Origin of the sequence: Pediococcus stilesii (assembly GCF_001437075.1) — a bacterium.
In the GTDB taxonomy this organism is placed as follows: Bacteria; Bacillota; Bacilli; order Lactobacillales; family Lactobacillaceae; genus Pediococcus; species Pediococcus stilesii.
This window is the reverse complement of sequence record NZ_JQBX01000001.1, coordinates 75760-96008: the sequence shown is the minus strand read 5'-3', so window position 1 is coordinate 96008 and position 20249 is coordinate 75760. Positions and strand designations below refer to the sequence as shown.

At 39.5% G+C, this 20249-nt stretch carries 16 protein-coding genes; all 16 read left to right on the top strand.

Features of this window, described 5'->3' with window-relative positions; translation table 11 throughout:
* The first annotated feature begins 64 nt into the window (after positions 1-64).
* The 16 genes from IV81_RS00435 (at position 65) to dnaK (ending at position 20179) form a co-directional block, all read left to right on the top strand.
* Positions 65-814 carry an isoprenyl transferase gene (locus IV81_RS00435; protein WP_057801204.1) on the top strand — a complete coding sequence of 250 codons (750 nt, stop codon included), beginning with the start codon at positions 65-67 and terminating at the stop codon, positions 812-814.
* 10 nt (positions 815-824) lie between these two features.
* Entirely contained in the window at positions 825-1610 is a 786-nt protein-coding gene (locus tag IV81_RS00430; RefSeq protein WP_057801354.1) for a phosphatidate cytidylyltransferase, read from the top strand.
* Between the two features lie 21 nt (positions 1611-1631).
* Entirely contained in the window at positions 1632-2894 is a 1263-nt protein-coding gene (gene rseP, locus IV81_RS00425) for an RIP metalloprotease RseP (protein WP_057801202.1), read from the top strand.
* Between the two features lie 28 nt (positions 2895-2922).
* A complete protein-coding gene (locus IV81_RS00420; protein ID WP_057801200.1) occupies positions 2923-4632 on the top strand; it encodes a proline--tRNA ligase in 1710 nt (569 codons plus the stop codon).
* Between the two features lie 87 nt (positions 4633-4719).
* Positions 4720-9033, top strand: coding sequence for a PolC-type DNA polymerase III (locus IV81_RS00415; protein WP_057801198.1), 4314 nt, complete (start codon positions 4720-4722; stop codon positions 9031-9033).
* A 119-nt stretch (positions 9034-9152) separates the two neighbouring features.
* The gene (rimP, locus tag IV81_RS00410; RefSeq protein WP_057801196.1) at positions 9153-9629 is read left to right on the top strand and encodes a ribosome maturation factor RimP; all 477 of its coding nucleotides are present in this window, start codon (positions 9153-9155) and stop codon (positions 9627-9629) included.
* A 13-nt stretch (positions 9630-9642) separates the two neighbouring features.
* Positions 9643-10734, top strand: a complete 1092-nt coding sequence (gene nusA, locus IV81_RS00405; protein WP_057801195.1) for a transcription termination factor NusA — start codon at positions 9643-9645, stop codon at positions 10732-10734.
* A gap of 20 nt (positions 10735-10754) precedes the next feature.
* Positions 10755-11048: an RNase P modulator RnpM gene (gene rnpM, locus IV81_RS00400; protein ID WP_057801193.1), complete on the top strand. Its 294-nt coding sequence runs from the start codon at positions 10755-10757 to the stop codon at positions 11046-11048.
* On the top strand, positions 11048-11350 hold the full coding sequence (locus tag IV81_RS00395) for a L7Ae/L30e/S12e/Gadd45 family ribosomal protein (protein ID WP_057801190.1): 303 nt from the start codon (positions 11048-11050) through the stop codon (positions 11348-11350). The genes rnpM and IV81_RS00395 overlap by 1 nt, the downstream gene beginning before the upstream one ends.
* 12 nt (positions 11351-11362) lie before the next feature.
* The gene (gene infB, locus IV81_RS00390) at positions 11363-14161 is read left to right on the top strand and encodes a translation initiation factor IF-2 (RefSeq protein WP_057801187.1); all 2799 of its coding nucleotides are present in this window, start codon (positions 11363-11365) and stop codon (positions 14159-14161) included.
* Between the two features lie 16 nt (positions 14162-14177).
* The gene (gene rbfA / locus IV81_RS00385) at positions 14178-14528 is read left to right on the top strand and encodes a 30S ribosome-binding factor RbfA (protein ID WP_057801186.1); all 351 of its coding nucleotides are present in this window, start codon (positions 14178-14180) and stop codon (positions 14526-14528) included.
* A gap of 150 nt (positions 14529-14678) precedes the next feature.
* Positions 14679-15578 (top strand): tRNA pseudouridine(55) synthase TruB, encoded by a 900-nt coding sequence (gene truB / locus IV81_RS00380; RefSeq protein ID WP_057801352.1) that lies wholly within the window; start codon positions 14679-14681, stop codon positions 15576-15578.
* Positions 15579-15580: 2 nt separating this feature from the next.
* Positions 15581-16528 (top strand): riboflavin biosynthesis protein RibF, encoded by a 948-nt coding sequence (gene ribF, locus IV81_RS00375; RefSeq protein WP_057801184.1) that lies wholly within the window; start codon positions 15581-15583, stop codon positions 16526-16528.
* A 107-nt stretch (positions 16529-16635) separates the two neighbouring features.
* Positions 16636-17676 carry a heat-inducible transcriptional repressor HrcA gene (gene hrcA, locus IV81_RS00370; protein WP_057801182.1) on the top strand — a complete coding sequence of 347 codons (1041 nt, stop codon included), beginning with the start codon at positions 16636-16638 and terminating at the stop codon, positions 17674-17676.
* Positions 17677-17686: 10 nt separating this feature from the next.
* Positions 17687-18289, top strand: a complete 603-nt coding sequence (grpE, locus tag IV81_RS00365; protein WP_420848333.1) for a nucleotide exchange factor GrpE — start codon at positions 17687-17689, stop codon at positions 18287-18289.
* Positions 18290-18313: 24 nt separating this feature from the next.
* A complete protein-coding gene (gene dnaK, locus IV81_RS00360; RefSeq protein ID WP_057801178.1) occupies positions 18314-20179 on the top strand; it encodes a molecular chaperone DnaK in 1866 nt (621 codons plus the stop codon).
* Positions 20180-20249: the final 70 nt, after the last annotated feature.

Here is a 20249-nt window from a genome sequence, read left to right as displayed (position 1 = left end):
GTAAGTAAAATGATTTTACAATCTTTTTTTGATAAAATAATAACATTAGCTTGGAGGTCCTTTAATGAAAATTACTCAAAAAGTTCAGACGGAGTTAAATGATAATATTCCCAAACACGTTGCCATTATAATGGATGGCAACGGGCGATGGGCTCAAAAAAAGTTTTTACCTAGGGTTGCGGGACATAAGCGCGGAATGGAAGTTGTTAAAACTATCACCAAAAGTGCTAGTAAATTAGGAATTAAAGTCTTGACCTTATACGCTTTTTCAACTGAAAATTGGAAGAGACCACAAGATGAAGTTTCCTTTTTAATGAAATTACCAATTACCTTTTTTGATAAATTTGTTCCGGAATTGGTTGAAGAAGGCATTCAGGTTCGAGTCACCGGAAATATTGCTGGCCTGCCAGCGGCAACTCAACAATCGGTTCAAAAAGCAATTGCAGATACGGCAAACGGAACTAAGATGATCCTGAACTTTGCGCTTAACTATGGTAGTCGAGATGAAATTACCCAGATGGTGCAAGCAATTGCTACGGATATTGCCCATAAAAAACTAACCATTGATGAGATTGATGAAAAAGTCATTGACCAGCACTTACAAACTAATTTTTTAGGAGAATTATCTGATCCGGACGTCTTAATTCGGACGAGTGGAGAAGAACGAATTTCTAATTTTTTACTTTGGCAAATTGCATATAGTGAATTGGTTTTTACAGATACCTTATGGCCAGATTTTAATGAACAAATTTTTATCGAATTAATAAAAGAGTACCAAAAACGCGATCGGCGCTTTGGTGCAATTAAAAAGTGAGGAATTAATTTTGAAGCAACGTGTAATTACTGCCGTAGTGGCCTTAATAATTTTCATTCCAATTATTTATCTTGGAGGAACATTAATCGAAATTGCAGCACTGGTGCTAGCTGGGGTTGCAATGAGTGAAGTTCTCATTATGAAAAAGATTCTGCTGGTTTCACCTGAAGCGATTATTAGTATCCTAGGGACGCTTTTCTTAGTGGCACCAAAAGACTGGATGAATAGTTTGCCAGATCAAATCAATACGCCGTTTATGTTTATCTTGTTTGTTTTAGCATTAATGCTGCGTGTTGTTTTTAGTCGAAATCGGTTTAATTTTGATGATGCTGGTGTACTTTCCTTAACGATGCTGTATATCGGATTTGGCTTTAACATGTTTGTCCAAGCACGTTCGATAGGACTAGCGATGCTAATGTACTTATTACTAATTGTTTGGAGCACTGACAGTGGAGCTTATTTAATTGGCCGAAAAATTGGTAAGACTAAATTGGCTCCTCAAATTAGTCCAAATAAAACATGGGAAGGGTCAATCGGCGGGACACTTGTGGCGATTGTTGTCGGAATAATTTTTTCTGCAACCGCAATGATCCACTATGGCCTAATTACAACTGTATTCATGACGATGTTTCTTTCAATAGCAGGCCAACTAGGTGATTTAATTGAATCCTCGCTAAAAAGGTTCTATGGCGTTAAAGATTCAGGTAAAATTTTACCTGGTCACGGTGGAATATTAGATCGGTTTGATAGCTTATTACTTGTGTTACCAATGGCATATCTCTTAGGAATATTGTGAGATGCCGGTTAGGAGTCATCTATGATAACGACAATCATTACTTTTATTATTGTTTTTGGAATTCTGGTCATCGTTCATGAATACGGCCATTTTATCGCAGCTAAGAAATCAGGAATTCTGGTCCGCGAATTTTCTGTTGGTATGGGACCTAAAATTGTTGATATGCAGCGCAATGGAACCACGTACACGTTGAGAATTCTACCGATTGGTGGATACGTTAGAATGGCTGGTCTTGATGAACAAGAAGACGAATTAAAGCCTGGACAACATGTGACCTTAACAACCAATGCGCAGGGAGAGGTAACCGTGATTAACACCTCCAATAAAGTGCAAAATTTAGCTGGAATTCCCGTTGATGTCACTAAATTTGATTTGCAGGATGCGTTATTCATTGAAGGTTACGAAAATGGTGATGAAGATCAAACAAGACGTTTCAAAATAATTCATGATGCGTCAATTATTGAATCTGATGGAACTGAGGTTCGAATTGCGCCACGGGATGTGCAATTTCAATCAGCCAGCATTTGGCGGCGGTTGATTACTAATTTTGCTGGACCATTTAACAACTTTATCCTAGCGATTATTGTATTTTCGATTATGGGAGTCGCACAGGGCGCGGTTCCTTCTAATTCGAATAAAGTTCAAGTGATTGAAAATGGAATCGCCCAAAAGGCTGGACTAAAAGATAATGATCGAATTGTTAGTGCAAATGGTGTTAAAATTAACAACTGGACAGAACTATCAAAAGCAGTTTCTAATAATCCTGAAAAGTCGGTTACTTTAAAAGTGGTGCGAGGAGATCAAACTCAAGACATCAAAGTAACACCAAAGCTCGTTAAAAATGGTAGTCAGAAGGTCGGAATGATTGGTGTCCAGGCCACAATGACTACCAATTTAGGGCAACGGATTTTGTACGGATTTACCGGGACGTGGCAAATGACAAAGAGTTTATTTACGGCGCTCGGCCAAATGTTACACGGTTTTAGTTTAAACGACTTGGGTGGTCCGGTCGCAATCTATGCGACGACTTCCAAAGCTACTCACCAAGGACTGCTGTCAGTAATGTATGTACTTGGTTTTCTATCTTTAAACCTTGGAATTGTAAATTTACTACCGATTCCGGCGTTAGATGGGGGTAAGATCCTTTTAAATTTCATCGAAGTTATTCGAAGAAAACCAATGAAAACGGAAACGGAGAATCTAATTACCCTAATCGGATTTGGATTCCTAATGCTGTTAATGTTACTAGTAACGTGGAACGATATTCAAAGATACTTTTTTTAAATCATTTTAAGGAGTTAAAATTTAAAATATGAAACAATCAAAAATGTTGATCCCAACTGTCAAAGAAGTTCCCAATGATGCTGAAGTGTTAAGTCATAAAATGATGTTACGTGCCGGATACATCCGACAAATTTCAGCTGGAATGTATGCTTATTTACCGTTAGCATATAAAGTTATTGAAAAAATCAAAAAAATTATTCGAGAAGAGTTAGATGCCATTGATGCGGTTGAAATGTTGACCCCCGCTGTTTTACCGGCTGAACTTTGGAAAAAATCGGGCCGTTACGAAACTTATGGGCAAGAGTTATACAAATTTAAAAACCGCCACGATCGCGATTTTATTTTAGGCCCTACACATGAAGAAACAATGACAGCGTTAATCCGTGACGAAGTAAAGTCTTATAAAAAATTACCGCTGACTTTATACCAAATTCAAATGAAATATCGAGATGAAGATCGACCACGGTATGGATTGTTACGTGGACGTGAATTTTTGATGAAAGATGCTTATTCATTTCATGCAGATGAAGATACGCTTGACCAAAGCTATCGTGATTTTGAAAAAGCTTATAAAAGAATTTTTGACCGTTGTGGTTTAAATTACCGTGAAATTGTCGGAGATGCTGGGGCAATGGGTGGACATGATTCAAAGGAATTTTCAGCAATTGCCTCCATTGGTGAAGATACAATTGCCTACTCTGAAGAAAGTGATTACTCGGCTAACCTGGAAATGGCCAGCAGTGTTTATCAGAATCTTCAAATGCATGAAAATCCTGAAGAATTAACTAAAGTTGCCACTGATGAAGCGCACACGATTGACGAAGTTGCTGAAAAGCTTGAAATTGATGCGGATCGTTTGATTAAAACTTTGGTATTGATTGCAGATGGCACGCCGGTCATTGCGTTGCTTCGTGGTAATGATCAACTAAATGAAGTCAAATTAACTAATTTGTTGCATGCCGATGAAGTGCGTGAAGCTTCAGAAGAAGAAACGATGGATCTACTGGGAGCACACTTTGGTTCATTAGGACCAATCATCAATCATTCGGATGTCAAAATTGTGGCTGACAAATACATTGAACAAATGGTCAATAGCGTCATTGGTGCTAACGAAGATGGTTTTCATTATATTAACGCTAATGTTGGTCGAGATTTCAAGGTTGATGAATATGCCGATATCCGTACGGTCAGAGAGGGCGAACTTGCACCCGACGGTAAAGGGACGCTTAAGTTTACTAAGGGGATTGAAATTGGCCATATTTTCAAAATTGGTACGAAATACTCTGAAGCACTCGATGCAAAGGTTCTGGACGAAAATGGACGTGCAATTCCGGTCATTATGGGCTGCTACGGAATTGGAGTTAGTCGTCTGCTCTCGGCCGTTTCAGAACAACAGGCTGATGAAAATGGACTTGTATGGCCAAAGAACATCGCTCCATTTGATGTCCATGTCATTCCAGTAAATGCCAAAAACGAAGAACAAATGAACATGGCCAATGAGATTAATACAGAATTAGTCGCGGCTGGATACGATGTTTTGGTTGATGATCGTAAAGAACGGGCGGGCGTTAAATTTGCCGATTCCGATTTAATTGGAGTACCATTGCGCGTGACGGTCGGTAAAAAGGCCGCTGATGGAATTGTAGAAGTTAAATTAAGAAAAACGGGCGAAACTGTTGAAGTCAAGTTAGCAGAATTAAAGAATACGATTGAAATTCTGTTGAACCAGGCCCAATAAAAGAAAAGATGAAATCACAGGCTGAGAAAATTTATTTTTCAGCCTGTCGTTATTTGTAGTTGATTATCAACGTTAGGAGGCTTCACGTTGAGTTTGTCAGGAAAAGAACAATTTAAAATTTTATTAGATCAAATTCAATGGTCGGACGGTTCGACGCTAAATGATGGATTGATTAAAGATTTGATCGTCCACTCTGCTTCAAAACGTTGGACTTTCAATTTTGAATTTGATGCCGTTTTACCGTTTCAAACGTTTTTGGAATTTCATCAAAAGCTATTAGCAACTTTTCAATCAATTGCAGCAATTGATTATCAAATTAGCGTCAAAACAAATAAAAACATGGCCGCTGAGGTCACTAAATATTGGGAATGGGTTGTTAAAAATAGTGGGATTCAATCCTCTTTTTTACAAGTGCTGTGTGATAAATCGGTTCCTGAGTTTAGCGGCGACGAATTAGTCATTAAGGTTGAAAATGAAATTACTAAGAATTTTTTAAACGATGAGATTTTAAAGACGTTGCTTAACACGTATCAGCGTGTCGGATTTAGTGATTTTAAGATTAAAACGGTGATTGATGATAATAGTGCCCAAGAACGTTTGCAGGCTTATCATGAAGAAAAGGCAAAGCGTGATCAAGAAATCGTTCAACGAGCCACCGAGGCAATCAAAAAGGCCGAAAGTAAGAAAAAGACGGCCTCAGATAAAGGCTTACCCGAGTTTAACGGTAAAGTCCAAATTGGAAAACCAATTAGTAGCAATGAGAACATCGTTCAATTACGCGATATTAATCAAGAAGAGCGCTCAGTTAGTATTGAGGGATACATTTTCGATGTTGAAATTAAGACTTTACGTTCAGAACGACAACTCTTAATCTTCAAGGTTACCGACTATACTTCTTCAATTACGGTTAAGAAATTTTCGAGAAATGAAACCGATGAACAATTGTTTTCAGCCGTAAAGAAGGGGCTTTGGGTTCGCGTTCGCGGAAGTGTTCAGGAAGATAGTTTTATGAAAGATTTAACCATGAATGCCTATGATGTAATGCAAGTTAGCCATGTTGAACGCCAAGATACGGCGGATAAAAAACGAGTCGAGTTACACTTGCATACAAATATGAGCACCATGGATGCCACTAACAATATTAGCGATTTTGTTGGTCAGGCCGCTAAATGGGGGCACCCAGCAATTGCCGTCACGGACCATGCTGGCTTGCAAGCTTTTCCGGAAGCCTATTCGGCCGGAAAAAAGAACGGCGTTAAAACTCTTTTTGGTGTTGAGGCAAATTTAGTTGATGATGGAGTTCCGATTGCGTATAACAGCACACACCGAGCTTTAAAAGGTGGCAAGTATGTAATCTTTGACGTTGAAACAACGGGACTGTCTGCAATTTATGATAAAGTGATCGAACTTTCCGCCGTTAAAATGGAAAACGGAAATGTGATTGATCAATTCGAAGAATTCATTGATCCTGGGTTCCCGCTGTCTGAAACTACCATTAATCTGACAAGTATTACAGATGAAATGGTACACGGTTCAATGAGCGAGGAAGAAGTATTTAAAAAATTCCGTGATTTTTATGAAGATGCGATTATTGTTGGACATAACGTCACATTTGATATTGGATTTATGAATACTGGATATTTACGTCATGGACTAGAAGAAATTAAGAATCCAATCATTGATACTTTGACGCTTGCTCGCTTTTTGTATCCAACGTTAAAGGGCTACCGTCTAAACACCCTGGCCAAAAAATTTGGTGTAGCTTTGGAGCACCATCATCGAGCAATTTATGATGCCGAAACCACTGGACATTTATGTTATCTTTTCTTGAAGGATGCTGAGGAGCGGTATGCGATTGAGTACCATGATCAGTTGAACGACCATATGACTGAAAATGATGCTTACAAGCATGCGCGTCCCAGCCACGCAATTTTAATTGCGAAGACTCAAGCGGGGTTAAAAAACTTATTTAAGTTGGTATCGTTATCTAACGTCAAGTACTATTATCGTGTTCCGCGAATTCCGCGTTCCGAGCTTGAAAGATTACGTGAAGGGATCATCGTTGGCTCGGCCTGTTCTAGTGGTGACGTCTTTACCGCGATGATGCAAAAGGGGTATGCTGATGCGCGCCGTAAGGCAAAATTCTATGATTATTTAGAAGTCATGCCCAAGCCGGTTTATCAGCCATTGATTGAACAAGAATTAATTAGCGATACTAAAAAACTTGAAGAAATTATCGGTAACATGGTTGAGCTTGGCGATGATTTGAATATTCCAGTGGTTGCAACTGGGGATGCCCATTATTTGAATCCAGAAGATTACATTTATCGAAAGATTTTAATTAACTCTCAAGGTGGAGCTAATCCGTTAAATCGGACTGAACTGCCAGATGTTCACTTCCGGACAACCGACGAGATGCTAGAATCGTTCTCATTTTTAGGTTCCGCAACAGCACAAAAAATTGTTGTTGAGAATACTAATAAAATTGCTGATAGCGTTGATGAAATTAGTCCGGTGAAAGATAAATTGTATACGCCTAAAATGCCGGGAGCCGAAGATCGGATTAAACAACTTTCAATGGATCGGGCACATGCGATGTATGGCAAAGAACTTCCGCAGATTGTTAAGGAGCGGTTAGACAAAGAACTAACAAGTATCATTGGAAATGGATTTTCGGTGATTTACCTAATTGCACAAAGATTAGTGCATAAAAGTAATAAAGACGGATACTTGGTTGGATCACGTGGTTCCGTTGGTTCGAGTTTTGTTGCCACAATGTCTGGAATCACCGAAGTTAACCCGCTACCACCACATTACCGTTGTCCGGAATGTCAATATTCGTTCTTCTATACCAAAGGTGAGTACGGCTCAGGATACGATTTACCAGATAAAAAGTGTCCAGAGTGTGGCGCCTTGATGATTGGGGATGGACAGGATATTCCTTTCGAAACATTTTTAGGCTTTAAGGGAGATAAGGTGCCAGATATTGATTTAAACTTCTCTGGTGACTATCAACCTATCGCTCACAACTACATGCAGGTTCTGTTTGGTAAGAACAATGTATTTAGGGCCGGTACGATTGGAACAGTTGCTGATAAAACGGCATTTGGTTATGTAAAGGCATACGAACGCGATACTAATCAACATCTTCGCGGGGCGGAAATTGAACGACTGGCACAAGGTGCGACAGGGGTCAAACGGACGACTGGGCAACATCCGGCCGGAATTTTAATCGTTCCAGATTATATGGATGTTTTTGATTTCACACCAATCCAATATCCGGCCGACGATCAAACGGCCGCTTGGGAAACAACCCATTTTGATTTCCATTCGATCCATGATAATATTTTGAAAATGGATATCTTGGGGCATGATGATCCCACTATGATTCGAAAACTACAAGATTTATCCGGGATCGATCCAGAGACAATTCCAACCGACGATCCAGGAGTAATGAAAATCTTTTCAGGACCAGACGTGTTGGGGGTTACTCCCGAACAAATTCAGTCCAAAACCGGAACACTGGGGATTCCAGAATTCGGAACCCGTTTTGTTCGTGGAATGCTTGAGGAAACACATCCAACAAGTTACTCAGAATTGCTGCAAATTTCAGGTTTGTCGCATGGTACGGACGTTTGGTTAGGTAACGCCGAGGAATTAATTAAGGCGGGGACCGTTACGTTGAAAGATGTTATTGGTTGTCGTGATAATATCATGATGGATTTGATTCACTACGGATTGGATTCCCAGTCTTCATTTCAAATTATGGAAAGTGTTCGAAAGGGCAAAGGAATTCCCGACGGATTTGAAGATAAAATGCGTGATGCTAATGTACCAGATTGGTACATTGAATCATGTGGGAAAATTAAGTATATGTTCCCTCGTGCCCATGCTTCGGCATATGTTCTAATGGCACTTCGGATCGCATATTTTAAAGTCTATTTCCCATTAGTTTATTACGCAGCATATTTCACAGTTCGGGCGGATGACTTCGATATTGTATCGATGGCACGTGGAAAAGAATCCCTTAAGAACCGGATGCAAGAAATTAATGATAAGGGTAATGAAGCTTCCACAAAGGAGAAAAATTTACTCACGGTTCTTGAAATCGCCAATGAAATGGTTGAGCGTGGATTTGAATTCAAAATGATTGATATTGAAAAATCCGATGCAGAAGAATGGCTAATTGAAGGGAATACTTTAATTGCACCATTTAATGCGCTACCGGGATTGGGATTAAACGTTGCAAAACAAATTGTTGCCGCGAGGGCAGATAAGCCATTCCTTTCAAAAGAAGACTTATCCAAACGGGGACATGTTTCACAAACATTGATTGATTTTATGACGGAAAATAATGTTCTTTCAGAATTACCGGATGAAAATCAGTTAAGCTTGTTCTAAAAGTTTGCAAAAAGGCTAGTAAAATGGTATATTGATGCTAGTAATTTGATACTCGTTAATTGAGTGAGCAGCGATGCTCGCTCTTTTTATTGGCAAAATATAATTCTGGAGGTTCAAGTTTGAGTAACAATGTTGTTGAAAAGGTGACTGAATTGGTTCAGCCAATTGTTGATCGCCATAATTTTGAACTTGTTGAAGTTGAATTTGTTAAAGAAGGCCAAGGTTGGTTTTTAAGAGTTTACATTGACAAAGACGGCGGAATCAATATTGAAGAATGTGCAATGGTAAGCGATGAGCTGAGTGAAATTTTAGACCAGCAAGATCCAGATCCTATTCCACAAGCTTATTTTTTAGAGGTGTCTTCTCCAGGGGCTGAAAGACCTTTGAAAACGGAGCAAGATTTAAAGAAAGCGATTGGCGAATATATTCATATTTCGCTTTACGCTTCAATTAACAAACAAAAAGTATTTGAAGGCTACCTTAAGAGCTTTGAAAATAATGAATTAGTACTAGACTATTTGGATAAAACCAGACATAAAGAATTAAAAGTAACGTATGATCAGATTGCATTTGCTAGATTAGCAATTAAGATTTAGAGGAGAGTTTAAAATGAGTAAAGAAATGATTACCGCTCTTAATGTCTTAGAAATGGAAAAAGGGATTAAGAAAGAAATCGTTATTGACGCACTGGAAGCCGCTTTGGTTTCTGCATTTAAGCGAAACTACGGACAAGCTCAAAATGTCGAAGTTGAGTTTGATAACCGCAAAGGTGATATTCATGTTTACGCTGTAAAAAAAGTTGTTGAGGATGTTGAAGATGAGCAACAGGAAGTTAGCTTAGCGGACGCATTAACAATTAACCGTGCGTACGAGTTGGGTGATGAGATCAGATTTGAAGTTACTCCAAAAAACTTTGGCCGAATTGCTGCTCAAACTGCTAAACAAGTTATCATGCAACGGGTTCGGGAAGCTGAACGAGGGGTTGTTTACGAGAAATATAGCCAATATGAAGACGAGATCGTTACTGGTGAAGTGGCTCGACGTGACAACCGATACGTTTACGTTGATTTAGGCGGTGTCGAAGCCGTCATGTCTAAGCAAGATCAGATTCCTGGGGAACAATACGAACCTCATGATCATATTAAAGTTTACGTTACTAAAGTTGATGACAACGGTAAAGGACCACAGGTTTTTGTATCACGCAGTGCGTCAGGATTCTTAAAACGGCTATTTGAACAAGAAGTTCCAGAAATATATGATGGAACGGTTGAAATTATGTCAATTGCACGCGAAGCTGGTGATCGTGCGAAAGTTGCAGTTCGTTCAAACAATCCTGATATTGATGCAGTCGGAACATGCGTAGGTCCTCGTGGACAACGCGTTCAAACCATCGTTAATGAACTCCATGGCGAAAACATGGATATCGTTGAATGGGAAGAAGACACCGCAGCATACATCTCAAACGCATTGAATCCAGCGGAAGTGATTGATGTATTGTTCAACGAAGAAGAAGAAAACTCATGCATGGTAATTGTACCTGACTATCAATTATCATTAGCAATTGGTAAACGTGGTCAAAATGCACGTTTAGCCGCTAAGCTAACTGGATTTAAGATTGATATTAAGTCTGAAACGGATGCTTCCGAGTATGCTGAAGAAGACGACGATGTTGAAGAAAGTTCAGACGAAAACGCAGAATAAGGTTACGGAGGTGCATTTTCATGAAAACTAGAAAAATCCCGATGCGAAAAGATATTGTAACCAATCAAATGTTTCCTAAAAAGGAACTTGTTCGGATTGTGAAAAACAAAGAAGACGAGGTTTCAATCGATCCGACAGGGAAGGCGGCTGGTCGTGGTGCTTACATTGGATTAGATGTCGAGATTGCAAAACAAGCCAAAAAGAAACGAACATTTGACCAAGCCTTTAAAGTTAAAATTGATGACCAGTTTTATGATGAATTAATTGCATATGTAGATCATCAACAAGCACGAAAAGAACTATTTGGCAAATAATGATTAGAGAAGATATAAGTAAGTATCTCGGACTAATGCGACGTTCGGGGAATCTAATTACCGGTCAAGAATTGGTAATTAGTGCTATCCGGAGTCAAAAGGCCCGACTAGTACTTTTAACCGAAGATACCGGAGAATCCTCCAAGAAAAAAATTATTGATAAATGTCGATTTTATGACATTCCTGTGGTCGTTATGGGAAGCAAAATCGATATTTCAAACGCTATCGGGCAAAGCCGCTCGGTAGTGGCGACTAATAATAATGGATTTGCGAGGGGATTACTCAAGAAATTAAATAAATAGGAGCGTGAAACGATGGGCAAAAAGAGAATTTATGAATTAGCCAAAGAAATTAACGTTTCGAGTAAAGATATTATTGATAGAGCACAGGCAGATGGTTTAGACGTTAAAAACCATATGTCAACCCTTGATGATGCATCCGAAAAACATCTAAGAGAAGCATTTAAAAAGAATGTTGGTGACAACGCTAGCTCCAATAAGAGTGAAAAAAGTGCACAAACGCCAGAAAAGAGAACTCCTAAGTTTCGTTCAAGCAAAACTGGCAAAACAGTAGTTAAAAAAAGCGATCATCCAGCAACGGATGGCACAAAAGGAATCCAGAGATTGAAGTCATCTAATACTGAAAATAAAACTAATAATACTTCGAATAACAACCAAAATCGTAACCGTAACAATAACACTAATAACGGGCGTCCAAATGGGAATCAGAATCGTTCTAATCCAAATAATCGGAATAACCGTTCAGATAACCGTAATCAAAACAACAATCGAAATAACCAACGTCCGGTTAGAAATACACAGAAGAACGAAAAGCAAGACCGGATTCGTGCTTCAGTAGCTGAAGCAGCTCGAATGGCTGCCCAAGCAAGTCGCGAAGTTGCTAACGAAAAGCCACAAGCAAATCGTCAACGGACAAACGGTCCAAAACAAAACGATAACCGTCGTGACAACCAGAATCGTCCAAATAATGGACGGACGACCGGAACAACGGCTAATTCACGTCCAAACAATAACCGGAACAACGAGAATCGTTCCAATCGTCCTACAAACACTACCAACCGTCCAAGTAGCCAAAATACTAATGCCAATCGGACGGCTGCAAGTCGCCCAGAAACAACGGCGTCTACTACAAACACAACTAGTGGAAACGAAAAGAAGCAAGAACGCTTCAGCGGACGAAATAATAACAACCGTTTCAACAATAATAATCAACAAAACCGACCTTTTAATAAAGAAAATCGGAAAAACAAGAAGAAGAATCGTCGAGCAAAACGTGATGGACGCTTGAAGGAGAATACCAACAAAGTTGTCACAACACGTAAAGAACGGCCATTACCAGATGTTTTAGAATATAGCGAAGGAATCAACGTTGCAGAAATTGCTAAAAAAATTCATCGCGAGCCAGCTGAAATCATTAAGAAGTTATTCATGATGGGTGTGATGGTTAACCAAAACCAATCACTTGATAATGACACTGTCGAATTATTAGCGGCTGATTATGGAATCGAAGCACAACAAAAAGTGGAAGTAGATATTTCAGATATCGATAAGATCTTCGAAGATGAAGAAAAGAATACTGAAAACCTTGTTTCACGTCCTCCAGTTGTAACGATCATGGGTCACGTTGACCATGGTAAGACAACCCTATTGGATAAACTTCGTCATAGTCACATCACAGAAGGCGAAGCCGGCGGAATCACCCAAGGAATTGGTGCTTACCAACTTAAGCATGATGATAAGTTGATTACGTTCTTGGATACACCAGGACATGCTGCCTTTACTGAAATGCGTGCTCGTGGTGCTGACGTTACTGATATCACAATTTTGGTTGTAGCGGCTGATGATGGTGTTATGCCGCAGACAATTGAAGCCATTAACCATGCTAAAGCAGCTGAAGTTCCAATTATTGTAGCTGTAAATAAAATTGATAAGCCTGGCGCAAATCCGAACCATGTTATGGAACAACTAACCGAGTACGGTTTAATTCCGGAATCATGGGGTGGCGATACCATTTTCGTTGAAATTTCAGCTAAATTTGGTAAAAACTTGGATGAATTACTTGATATGATCTTACTTCAAGCTGAAGTTCTTGAACTAAAGGCTAATCCAGACCAAAATGCAGCCGGATCAGTAATTGAAGCCCAACTTGATCCTGGTAAGGGATCCATTGCGACTGTCTTGGTTCAACAAGGAACCATGCACGTTGGAGACCCCGTTGTTGTCGGAAACACCTTTGGTCGAATCCGGACAATGACTAATGAACATGGTCGGCGAGTAAAGGAAGCTACTCCATCAACACCAGTTGAAATTACCGGATTAAATGATGTTCCAGAAGCCGGTGATCGATTTGTTGTCTTCGATGATGAAAAATCTGCCCGTGCAGCCGGTGAAGAACGGGCTAAACGAGCACAAATGGAAGAACGCAAACGTAGCAACCACGTTACCTTGGACAATCTTTTTGATTCACTTAAAGAAGGTGAAATGAAGAAGGTTGATATTATTATCAAGGCTGACGTACAAGGATCGGTAGAAGCATTGGCCGATAGTTTACAAAAGATTGATGTTGAAGGTGTTCGGGTAAATATTATCCATAAGGCAGTTGGAGCCATTAACGAAAGTGACGTAACACTGGCTGCTGCAAGTAACGCCATCATCATTGGCTTTAACGTTCGCCCAACTGCACAGGCAAAACAATTAGCCGATTCTGAAGATGTTGATATTCGACTTCACCGAGTTATCTATAACGCAATCGATGAAGTTGAATCAGCAATGAAGGGAATGCTTGAACCAGTATACGAAGAAGAAATTACTGGCCAAGTTGAAATTCGTGAAACTTACAAAGTTTCTCGTGTTGGAACAATTGCCGGTGGTTATGTAACTGAAGGTTTTGTAACACGCGATTCAGGAGTGCGCTTAATTCGTGATGGTGTGGTAATTTATGAAGGTAAGCTTGGTAGTTTACGCCGATTCAAAGATGACGTTAAGGAAGTTAAACGTGGCTTTGAACTTGGTTTAACGATTGAAAATTACAACGATATCAAAATTGGTGACGTTGTTGAAGCATACCGCATGAAAGAAGTACCTGTTGAATAGATAGGAGGAAGCTATTATGGCTCGACAATATCGTTCAGATCGTTTGTCTCAAGAAATTGAAAAAGAAGTTAGTGATATTTTACGTCGCCGGGTGCGTGACCCCCGCGTTGATGGAATTACAATCACTGGTGTTGATGTGACAGGCGATTTACAACAAGCAAAAATCTTCTATAGTATTTTATCGGATAAGGCATCTGATGATAAAAAAACTAAAGAAGGTCTTGAAAAAGCATCTGGTCTAATTCGCAAAGAATTGGGCAGTCGTTTATCAATTTACAAAACGCCGGAATTAAGTTTTGTTCGTGATGAATCTGTTCAATACGGAGATAAAATTGATCAGTTACTCAATCAATTAAATAAAGATTAACTTTCAAAAGAACAGCACACGGTTGCTGTTCTTTTTTGATACATAAAAATATATACGTATTCTTAGTATGAATTCTTTTTTGTAAGCGGTATTTAATGTAAAATGGATTGGAAGGGCGTTTATAATGCAAAGGATGGAGAGGTTTACCTGATGAATGGAATTATCCCGATTAATAAGGAACGTGGAATGACGAGTCATGACGTCGTAGCTAAAGTCCGTGGAATTTTGAAAACGAGGAAAGTGGGACATAGTGGAACGCTTGACCCAAACGTGGATGGCGTTTTGCCGGTGTGCGTTGGTAGAGCAACGAAGGTAGTTGACTACTTAATGGATTTTGGAAAAACGTATAAGGGTTCAATTACGCTTGGATTTTCGACGACGACGGAAGATTTAGATGGTGACATAGTAGATCAGAAAAAGATGACTGAACCACTTTCAGATGATCAAATTAATGCAACGCTAAATTCAATGACGGGAACGTTGATTCAAATTCCGCCGATGTATTCCGCAGTAAAGGTTAACGGACGGAAATTGTATGAATACGCACGAGCAGGGCAAACGGTAGAACGTCCAGAAAGAAAAATCAATGTCTATCAATTCAAACAGATTAAACCAACTCAATTTGATCCAGAAAAGGGACAACAGACGATCTTTTTCGAAGTTAAATGCGGAAAGGGAACATACGTTAGAACTTTAGCAGTTGACTTTGGGTTGAAATTTGATCTACCGGCTGTAATGTCGGATTTAACGAGGTTATCTAGCGGTGGGTTCGGCATTGATGAATGTTTAACACTTTCGGAATTAGAAGACGCTCGTGACGAGGGACAACTTTCAGATGTGATCTATCCATTGGACCGGGCTTTGAAAAATTTTAATTCAGTTATAATTACCGATGCGGAATGGAAAGTAGTTCAAAATGGTGGCTTTTTAAAGCGTCCAAAAACGGATTTAATCATTAGTTTAAAATATAAAGGAAATATTCAGGCTTTGTACCAATATGACGAAGAATATCAATTATACAAGCCTAAAAAAATGTTATTGGTGAAATAAAAATGGAAATAATTAAAATACATCATCCCTATCAAAAAGAAATTATCCCCGAGGGGCCAGTTGTTTTAGCACTTGGTTTTTTTGACGGCGTGCATCGCGGACATCAAGCGGTGATCCAAAAAGCTAGCGAAATTGCTCATGAAAAACATCTTAAAGTTGCAGCGATGACTTTTGACCATCACTCATCGGTTGTTTTTCCTAAGCCTCACCATAAGTTTAGCTCACTTAATTACCTAACCTCCGTTGATCGAAAGGCAGAGTTAATGGAGGAACTAGGAGTTGATCTACTGTATGTAGTTAATTTTACTTCGTCGTTTGGTAGTTTAAGCCCAAAAGATTTTGTCGAGCAATATATGGTCGGCTTACATGCGGAGGCCGTCGTTGCAGGTTTTGATTATACTTTTGGCCCAATTGAGACGGCCAACATGGATACATTACCTGGATTGGCGGCAGATCGGTTTGAGGTTGTTCGTGTGCCTAAAATAATCTTTAACGAACGTAAAATTGGTTCAACCAAAATTAGAGAGATGATTTCGAATGGTAACATTGACGATGCTAATCGATACTTAGGTTATCCATTTCAGACAAAGGGACTGGTTGTTCATGGCGAAGCTCGGGGACGTGAGTTGGGATTCCCGACTGCTAACATTGTCTCTAATGAAAATCAAATCACTCCTGGTATTGGAATATACGTAGTTGAGATGCAAATTTCGGGTCGTTGGTATAAAGGAATGGCATCGGTTGGTAGGAATGTTGTCTTTGGTGACGGTCGTCCAGTTACCACGGAAATTAATATTTTGGATTTTAAACAAGCAATTTATGGTGAAACGGTTCGCGTTCGTTGGTATCATCGATTACGCGGCGAAGTAAAATTCAACTCAGTTGAGGAATTAATTGAACAACTTCACCGCGATGAAGCAGATACGCGCACTTTTTTTGAAAAAATATAAAAATGTCTGACCATCTTTGACAATAGTTGACAATTCTATAAACCTCTGGTATCTTATTAAGTGTTCTTAGCACTCCAACTTTCTAAGTGCTAAAAGAGGTGATTTTCATGTTAACAGATCGGGAGTTGTTAATTTTAGAGGAGATTGTCCGAGAGTACACTGAGAATGGTCAGCCGATTGGTTCAAAAACTTTGATGAATAATCTGTCTGTCAAGGTTAGTTCAGCGACAATTCGTAATGATATGGCCAAGCTTGAAGAAATGGGTTTGATTGAAAAAATGCATTCATCTTCCGGCCGGGTTCCATCCTTGACTGGATATCGGTACTATGTTGATCATCTGTTGAGTCCTAAAAAGCTTAATAAGAGTGAGGCTAAGCAGATTCAGGATGGATTGGGTACCCATTTTCAAGAAGTTGATGATATTGTGCGGACGTCCGCTGAAATGTTATCTAATTTAACACACTATACTGCTCTGACGTTAAAGCCGGAGCAAAAAGATGCTACATTAGATGGATTTCGGATGGTCCCAATTGGTGGCAATCAGGTAATGTTAATTCTGGTTTCCAGTAATGGTGATGTGACAAGTCAGCAGTTTTCCATTCCACGGGGGATGGATAGTGAAACGTTAGAACGGGTTTTAAGAATTATGAATGATCGCTTAATCGGTAAAACGTTAGATCAAGTGTATCTCCATCTTAAAACGGATATCCCTCGTTTAGTTGAACAATACCTGCATAGTAATGACGGAATCGTTGATATTTTCCAAAATATCGTATCGCAGTCTTCTCAGGATCGATACTTTATCGGTGGAAAATTGAATATTTTAAACTTTTCTAAAAATGTCGATATTAGTTCAATTAAGGGATTATTGACTTTGTTTAATGAAAATGATCAGCTTGATGGCCTTCTTGGAAATAATCAAAATGATTTAGATGTTAAGATTGGTGACGAACTAAGTAATACCTTATTAAAGGACTTTAGCTTAATTACCGCCACCTACGATGTTGGCAGTCGCGGCAAGGGATTAATTGCCATTCTAGGTCCAACTAGTATGCAGTATTCAAAAACTTTAGGATTGCTTGATACATTTAGAGATCAGCTTTCAAACCGGATGCTTGAATATTACAAGCATCTTGATGATAGTTAGGAGGATTGAATTGGCAAAAGAAGAAAATGAAAAGGTAAACAGTGAAGAACAAAATGTTGTAGACGATTCTGCAGCAAATGACGCTTCCGAAGCGGCTGCTGAAGAAGATCCAACGTCTTCGACAGCAGCTGAAAGCGAAGCAACCAGCACTGAAACAATTTTAAAAGATATTAAAAAAATCGAAGATGAACGAGATGAACTTTCTGATAAGTATATCCGGGCACAAGCCGAAATTGTTAATATGCGCCGTCGTAATGAAAAAGAGCAGGCGGCTTTGGCCAAGTATGACGGTCAAAAATTAGCAAAGGCGGTCCTTCCAGCATTGGATAATTTGGAACGGGCATTGTCCGTTGAATCGAATTCAGAGCACTCCGAGCAATTGCAAAAGGGTGTTAAGATGGTTCAATCTAATCTATTAAAAGCCTTGGAAGATAACCACGTTTCGGAAATTGATGCTGCGGGTCAAACGTTTGATCCTAATATGCATCAAGCGGTTCAAACCGTTCCCGCCGACGATGATCATCCGGCCGACACGGTTGTTCAAGTTTTACAAAAGGGATATATTTTAAAAGATCGCGTATTACGACCAGCAATGGTTGTTGTGGCGCAATAAAAAGAGGAAGAGGGATTTTTTACAATGGCAAGTAATAAAATTATTGGTATTGATTTAGGTACTACAAACTCCGCAGTTGCTGTTATGGACGGTGACAAACCTAAAATTATCACAAATCCAGAGGGAGCACGGACAACACCATCCGTAGTTGCCTTTAAAAATGGTGAAACCCAAGTTGGTGAAGTTGCTAAACGTCAGGCAATTACAAACCCCAACACAATTTCATCAATCAAACGTCATATTGGTGAAGCTGGATATAAAGTAACCGTTGATGGTAAGTCATATACACCACAAGAAATTTCAGCAATGATTTTAAGTTACATCAAGAAGTTTGCTGAAGATTACCTTGGTGAAGAAGTTGATAAGGCCGTTATCACGGTTCCAGCTTATTTTGATGATTCTCAACGTCAAGCTACAAAAGATGCTGGTAAGATTGCCGGTTTAGATGTTAAACGAATTATCAACGAACCAACTGCTTCATCACTTGCTTATGGCCTAGATCAAGATGGCAAAGATGAAAAAATCTTGGTTTATGATTTAGGTGGTGGTACTTTTGATGTTTCAGTTCTTGAACTGGGCGATGGAGTATTCCAAGTTCTTTCAACAAATGGTGACACTCACCTTGGTGGTGATGACTTTGACCAAAAGATTATCGATTGGTTAGTTGACGGATTTAAGCAAGAAAATGGCGTTGACCTTTCACAAGATAAGATGGCTCTTCAACGTTTGAAAGATGCTGCTGAAAAGGCTAAAAAGGATCTTTCAGGTGTTAGCGAAGCACAAATCAGCTTACCATTTATCTCAGCTGGAGAAGCTGGCCCATTGCATTTGGAAAAGACGTTAACTCGAACAGAATTTGATCGTTTAACAGCAGATCTAGTTGAACGGACAAAGGCCCCTGTTGAAAATGCTCTTAAAGATGCTGGTCTTTCGGCTTCAGAGATTGACGAAGTAATCTTAAACGGTGGATCAACTCGAATTCCGGCCGTTCAAGAAGCTGTTAAAAACTGGACAGGTAAAGAACCAAACCATTCAATTAACCCAGATGAAGCGGTTGCCCTTGGCGCTGCGGTTCAAGGTGGTGTGCTTACTGGCGATGTTAAAGACGTTGTTTTACTTGACGTTACACCACTTTCACTTGGAATCGAAACAATGGGTGGCGTATTTACTAAGTTAATTGATCGGAACACAACAATTCCAACTAGCAAGTCACAAGTATTCTCAACAGCTGCTGATAATCAACCTGCCGTTGACATTCATGTCTTGCAAGGTGAACGTCCAATGGCTGCTGATAATAAAACGTTGGGACGTTTCCAATTAACAGATATTCCGGCTGCACCACGTGGCATTCCACAAATTGAAGTTAAATTCGATATCGATAAGAACGGTATTGTTAACGTTTCGGCAACCGACAAGGGAACCGGTAAAGCTCAAAAGATCACAATTAAGAGTTCATCGGGCTTAAGCGACGAAGAAATCGATCGTATGATGAAGGAAGCTAAAGAAAACGAAGAAGCGGATCAGAAGCGAAAAGAAGAAGTTGACCTTCGAAACGAAGTTGATCAATTGATTTTCACAACTGACAAAACTTTGAAAGACCTTGAAGGCAAAGTTTCTGAAGACGAAATCCAAAAGGCTAAGGACGCCAAAGAAGCTCTTGAAAAAGCTCAAAAGGACAATAATCTTGACGAAATGAAGGCTAAGAAAGACGATTTAAGCAAGATTGTTCAAGACTTATCAGTTAAGTTGTATCAACAAGCTCAAGAAGCACAAGGCCAAGGTGCTGATGGTGCTGCACAAAATGGAGCCGCTGGTGATGCTAAAAAAGATGATGACAACACAGTCAATGGTGATTTTGAAGAAGTTGATCCTGACAAGGATAACAAGTAAATAACCAGTAATCGTAAAAAGGTCAAAGTCACTGACTTTGGCCTTTTTGCATGATTATCTGTTAAGATAG

Bases quoted from the DNA above. Each gene is read 5' to 3' on its own strand.
- IV81_RS00435 (WP_057801204.1), top strand. From the start codon at position 65: ATGAAAATTACTCAAAAAGTTCAGACGGAGTTAAATGATAATATTCCC.
- rseP (WP_057801202.1), top strand. From the start codon at position 1,632: ATGATAACGACAATCATTACTTTTATTATTGTTTTTGGAATTCTGGTC.
- IV81_RS00420 (WP_057801200.1), top strand. From the start codon at position 2,923: ATGAAACAATCAAAAATGTTGATCCCAACTGTCAAAGAAGTTCCCAAT.
- nusA (WP_057801195.1), top strand. From the start codon at position 9,643: ATGAGTAAAGAAATGATTACCGCTCTTAATGTCTTAGAAATGGAAAAA.
- rnpM (WP_057801193.1), top strand. From the start codon at position 10,755: ATGAAAACTAGAAAAATCCCGATGCGAAAAGATATTGTAACCAATCAA.
- IV81_RS00395 (WP_057801190.1), top strand. From the start codon at position 11,048: ATGATTAGAGAAGATATAAGTAAGTATCTCGGACTAATGCGACGTTCG.
- infB (WP_057801187.1), top strand. From the start codon at position 11,363: ATGGGCAAAAAGAGAATTTATGAATTAGCCAAAGAAATTAACGTTTCG.
- rbfA (WP_057801186.1), top strand. From the start codon at position 14,178: ATGGCTCGACAATATCGTTCAGATCGTTTGTCTCAAGAAATTGAAAAA.
- truB (WP_057801352.1), top strand. From the start codon at position 14,679: ATGAATGGAATTATCCCGATTAATAAGGAACGTGGAATGACGAGTCAT.
- ribF (WP_057801184.1), top strand. From the start codon at position 15,581: ATGGAAATAATTAAAATACATCATCCCTATCAAAAAGAAATTATCCCC.
- hrcA (WP_057801182.1), top strand. From the start codon at position 16,636: ATGTTAACAGATCGGGAGTTGTTAATTTTAGAGGAGATTGTCCGAGAG.
- dnaK (WP_057801178.1), top strand. From the start codon at position 18,314: ATGGCAAGTAATAAAATTATTGGTATTGATTTAGGTACTACAAACTCC.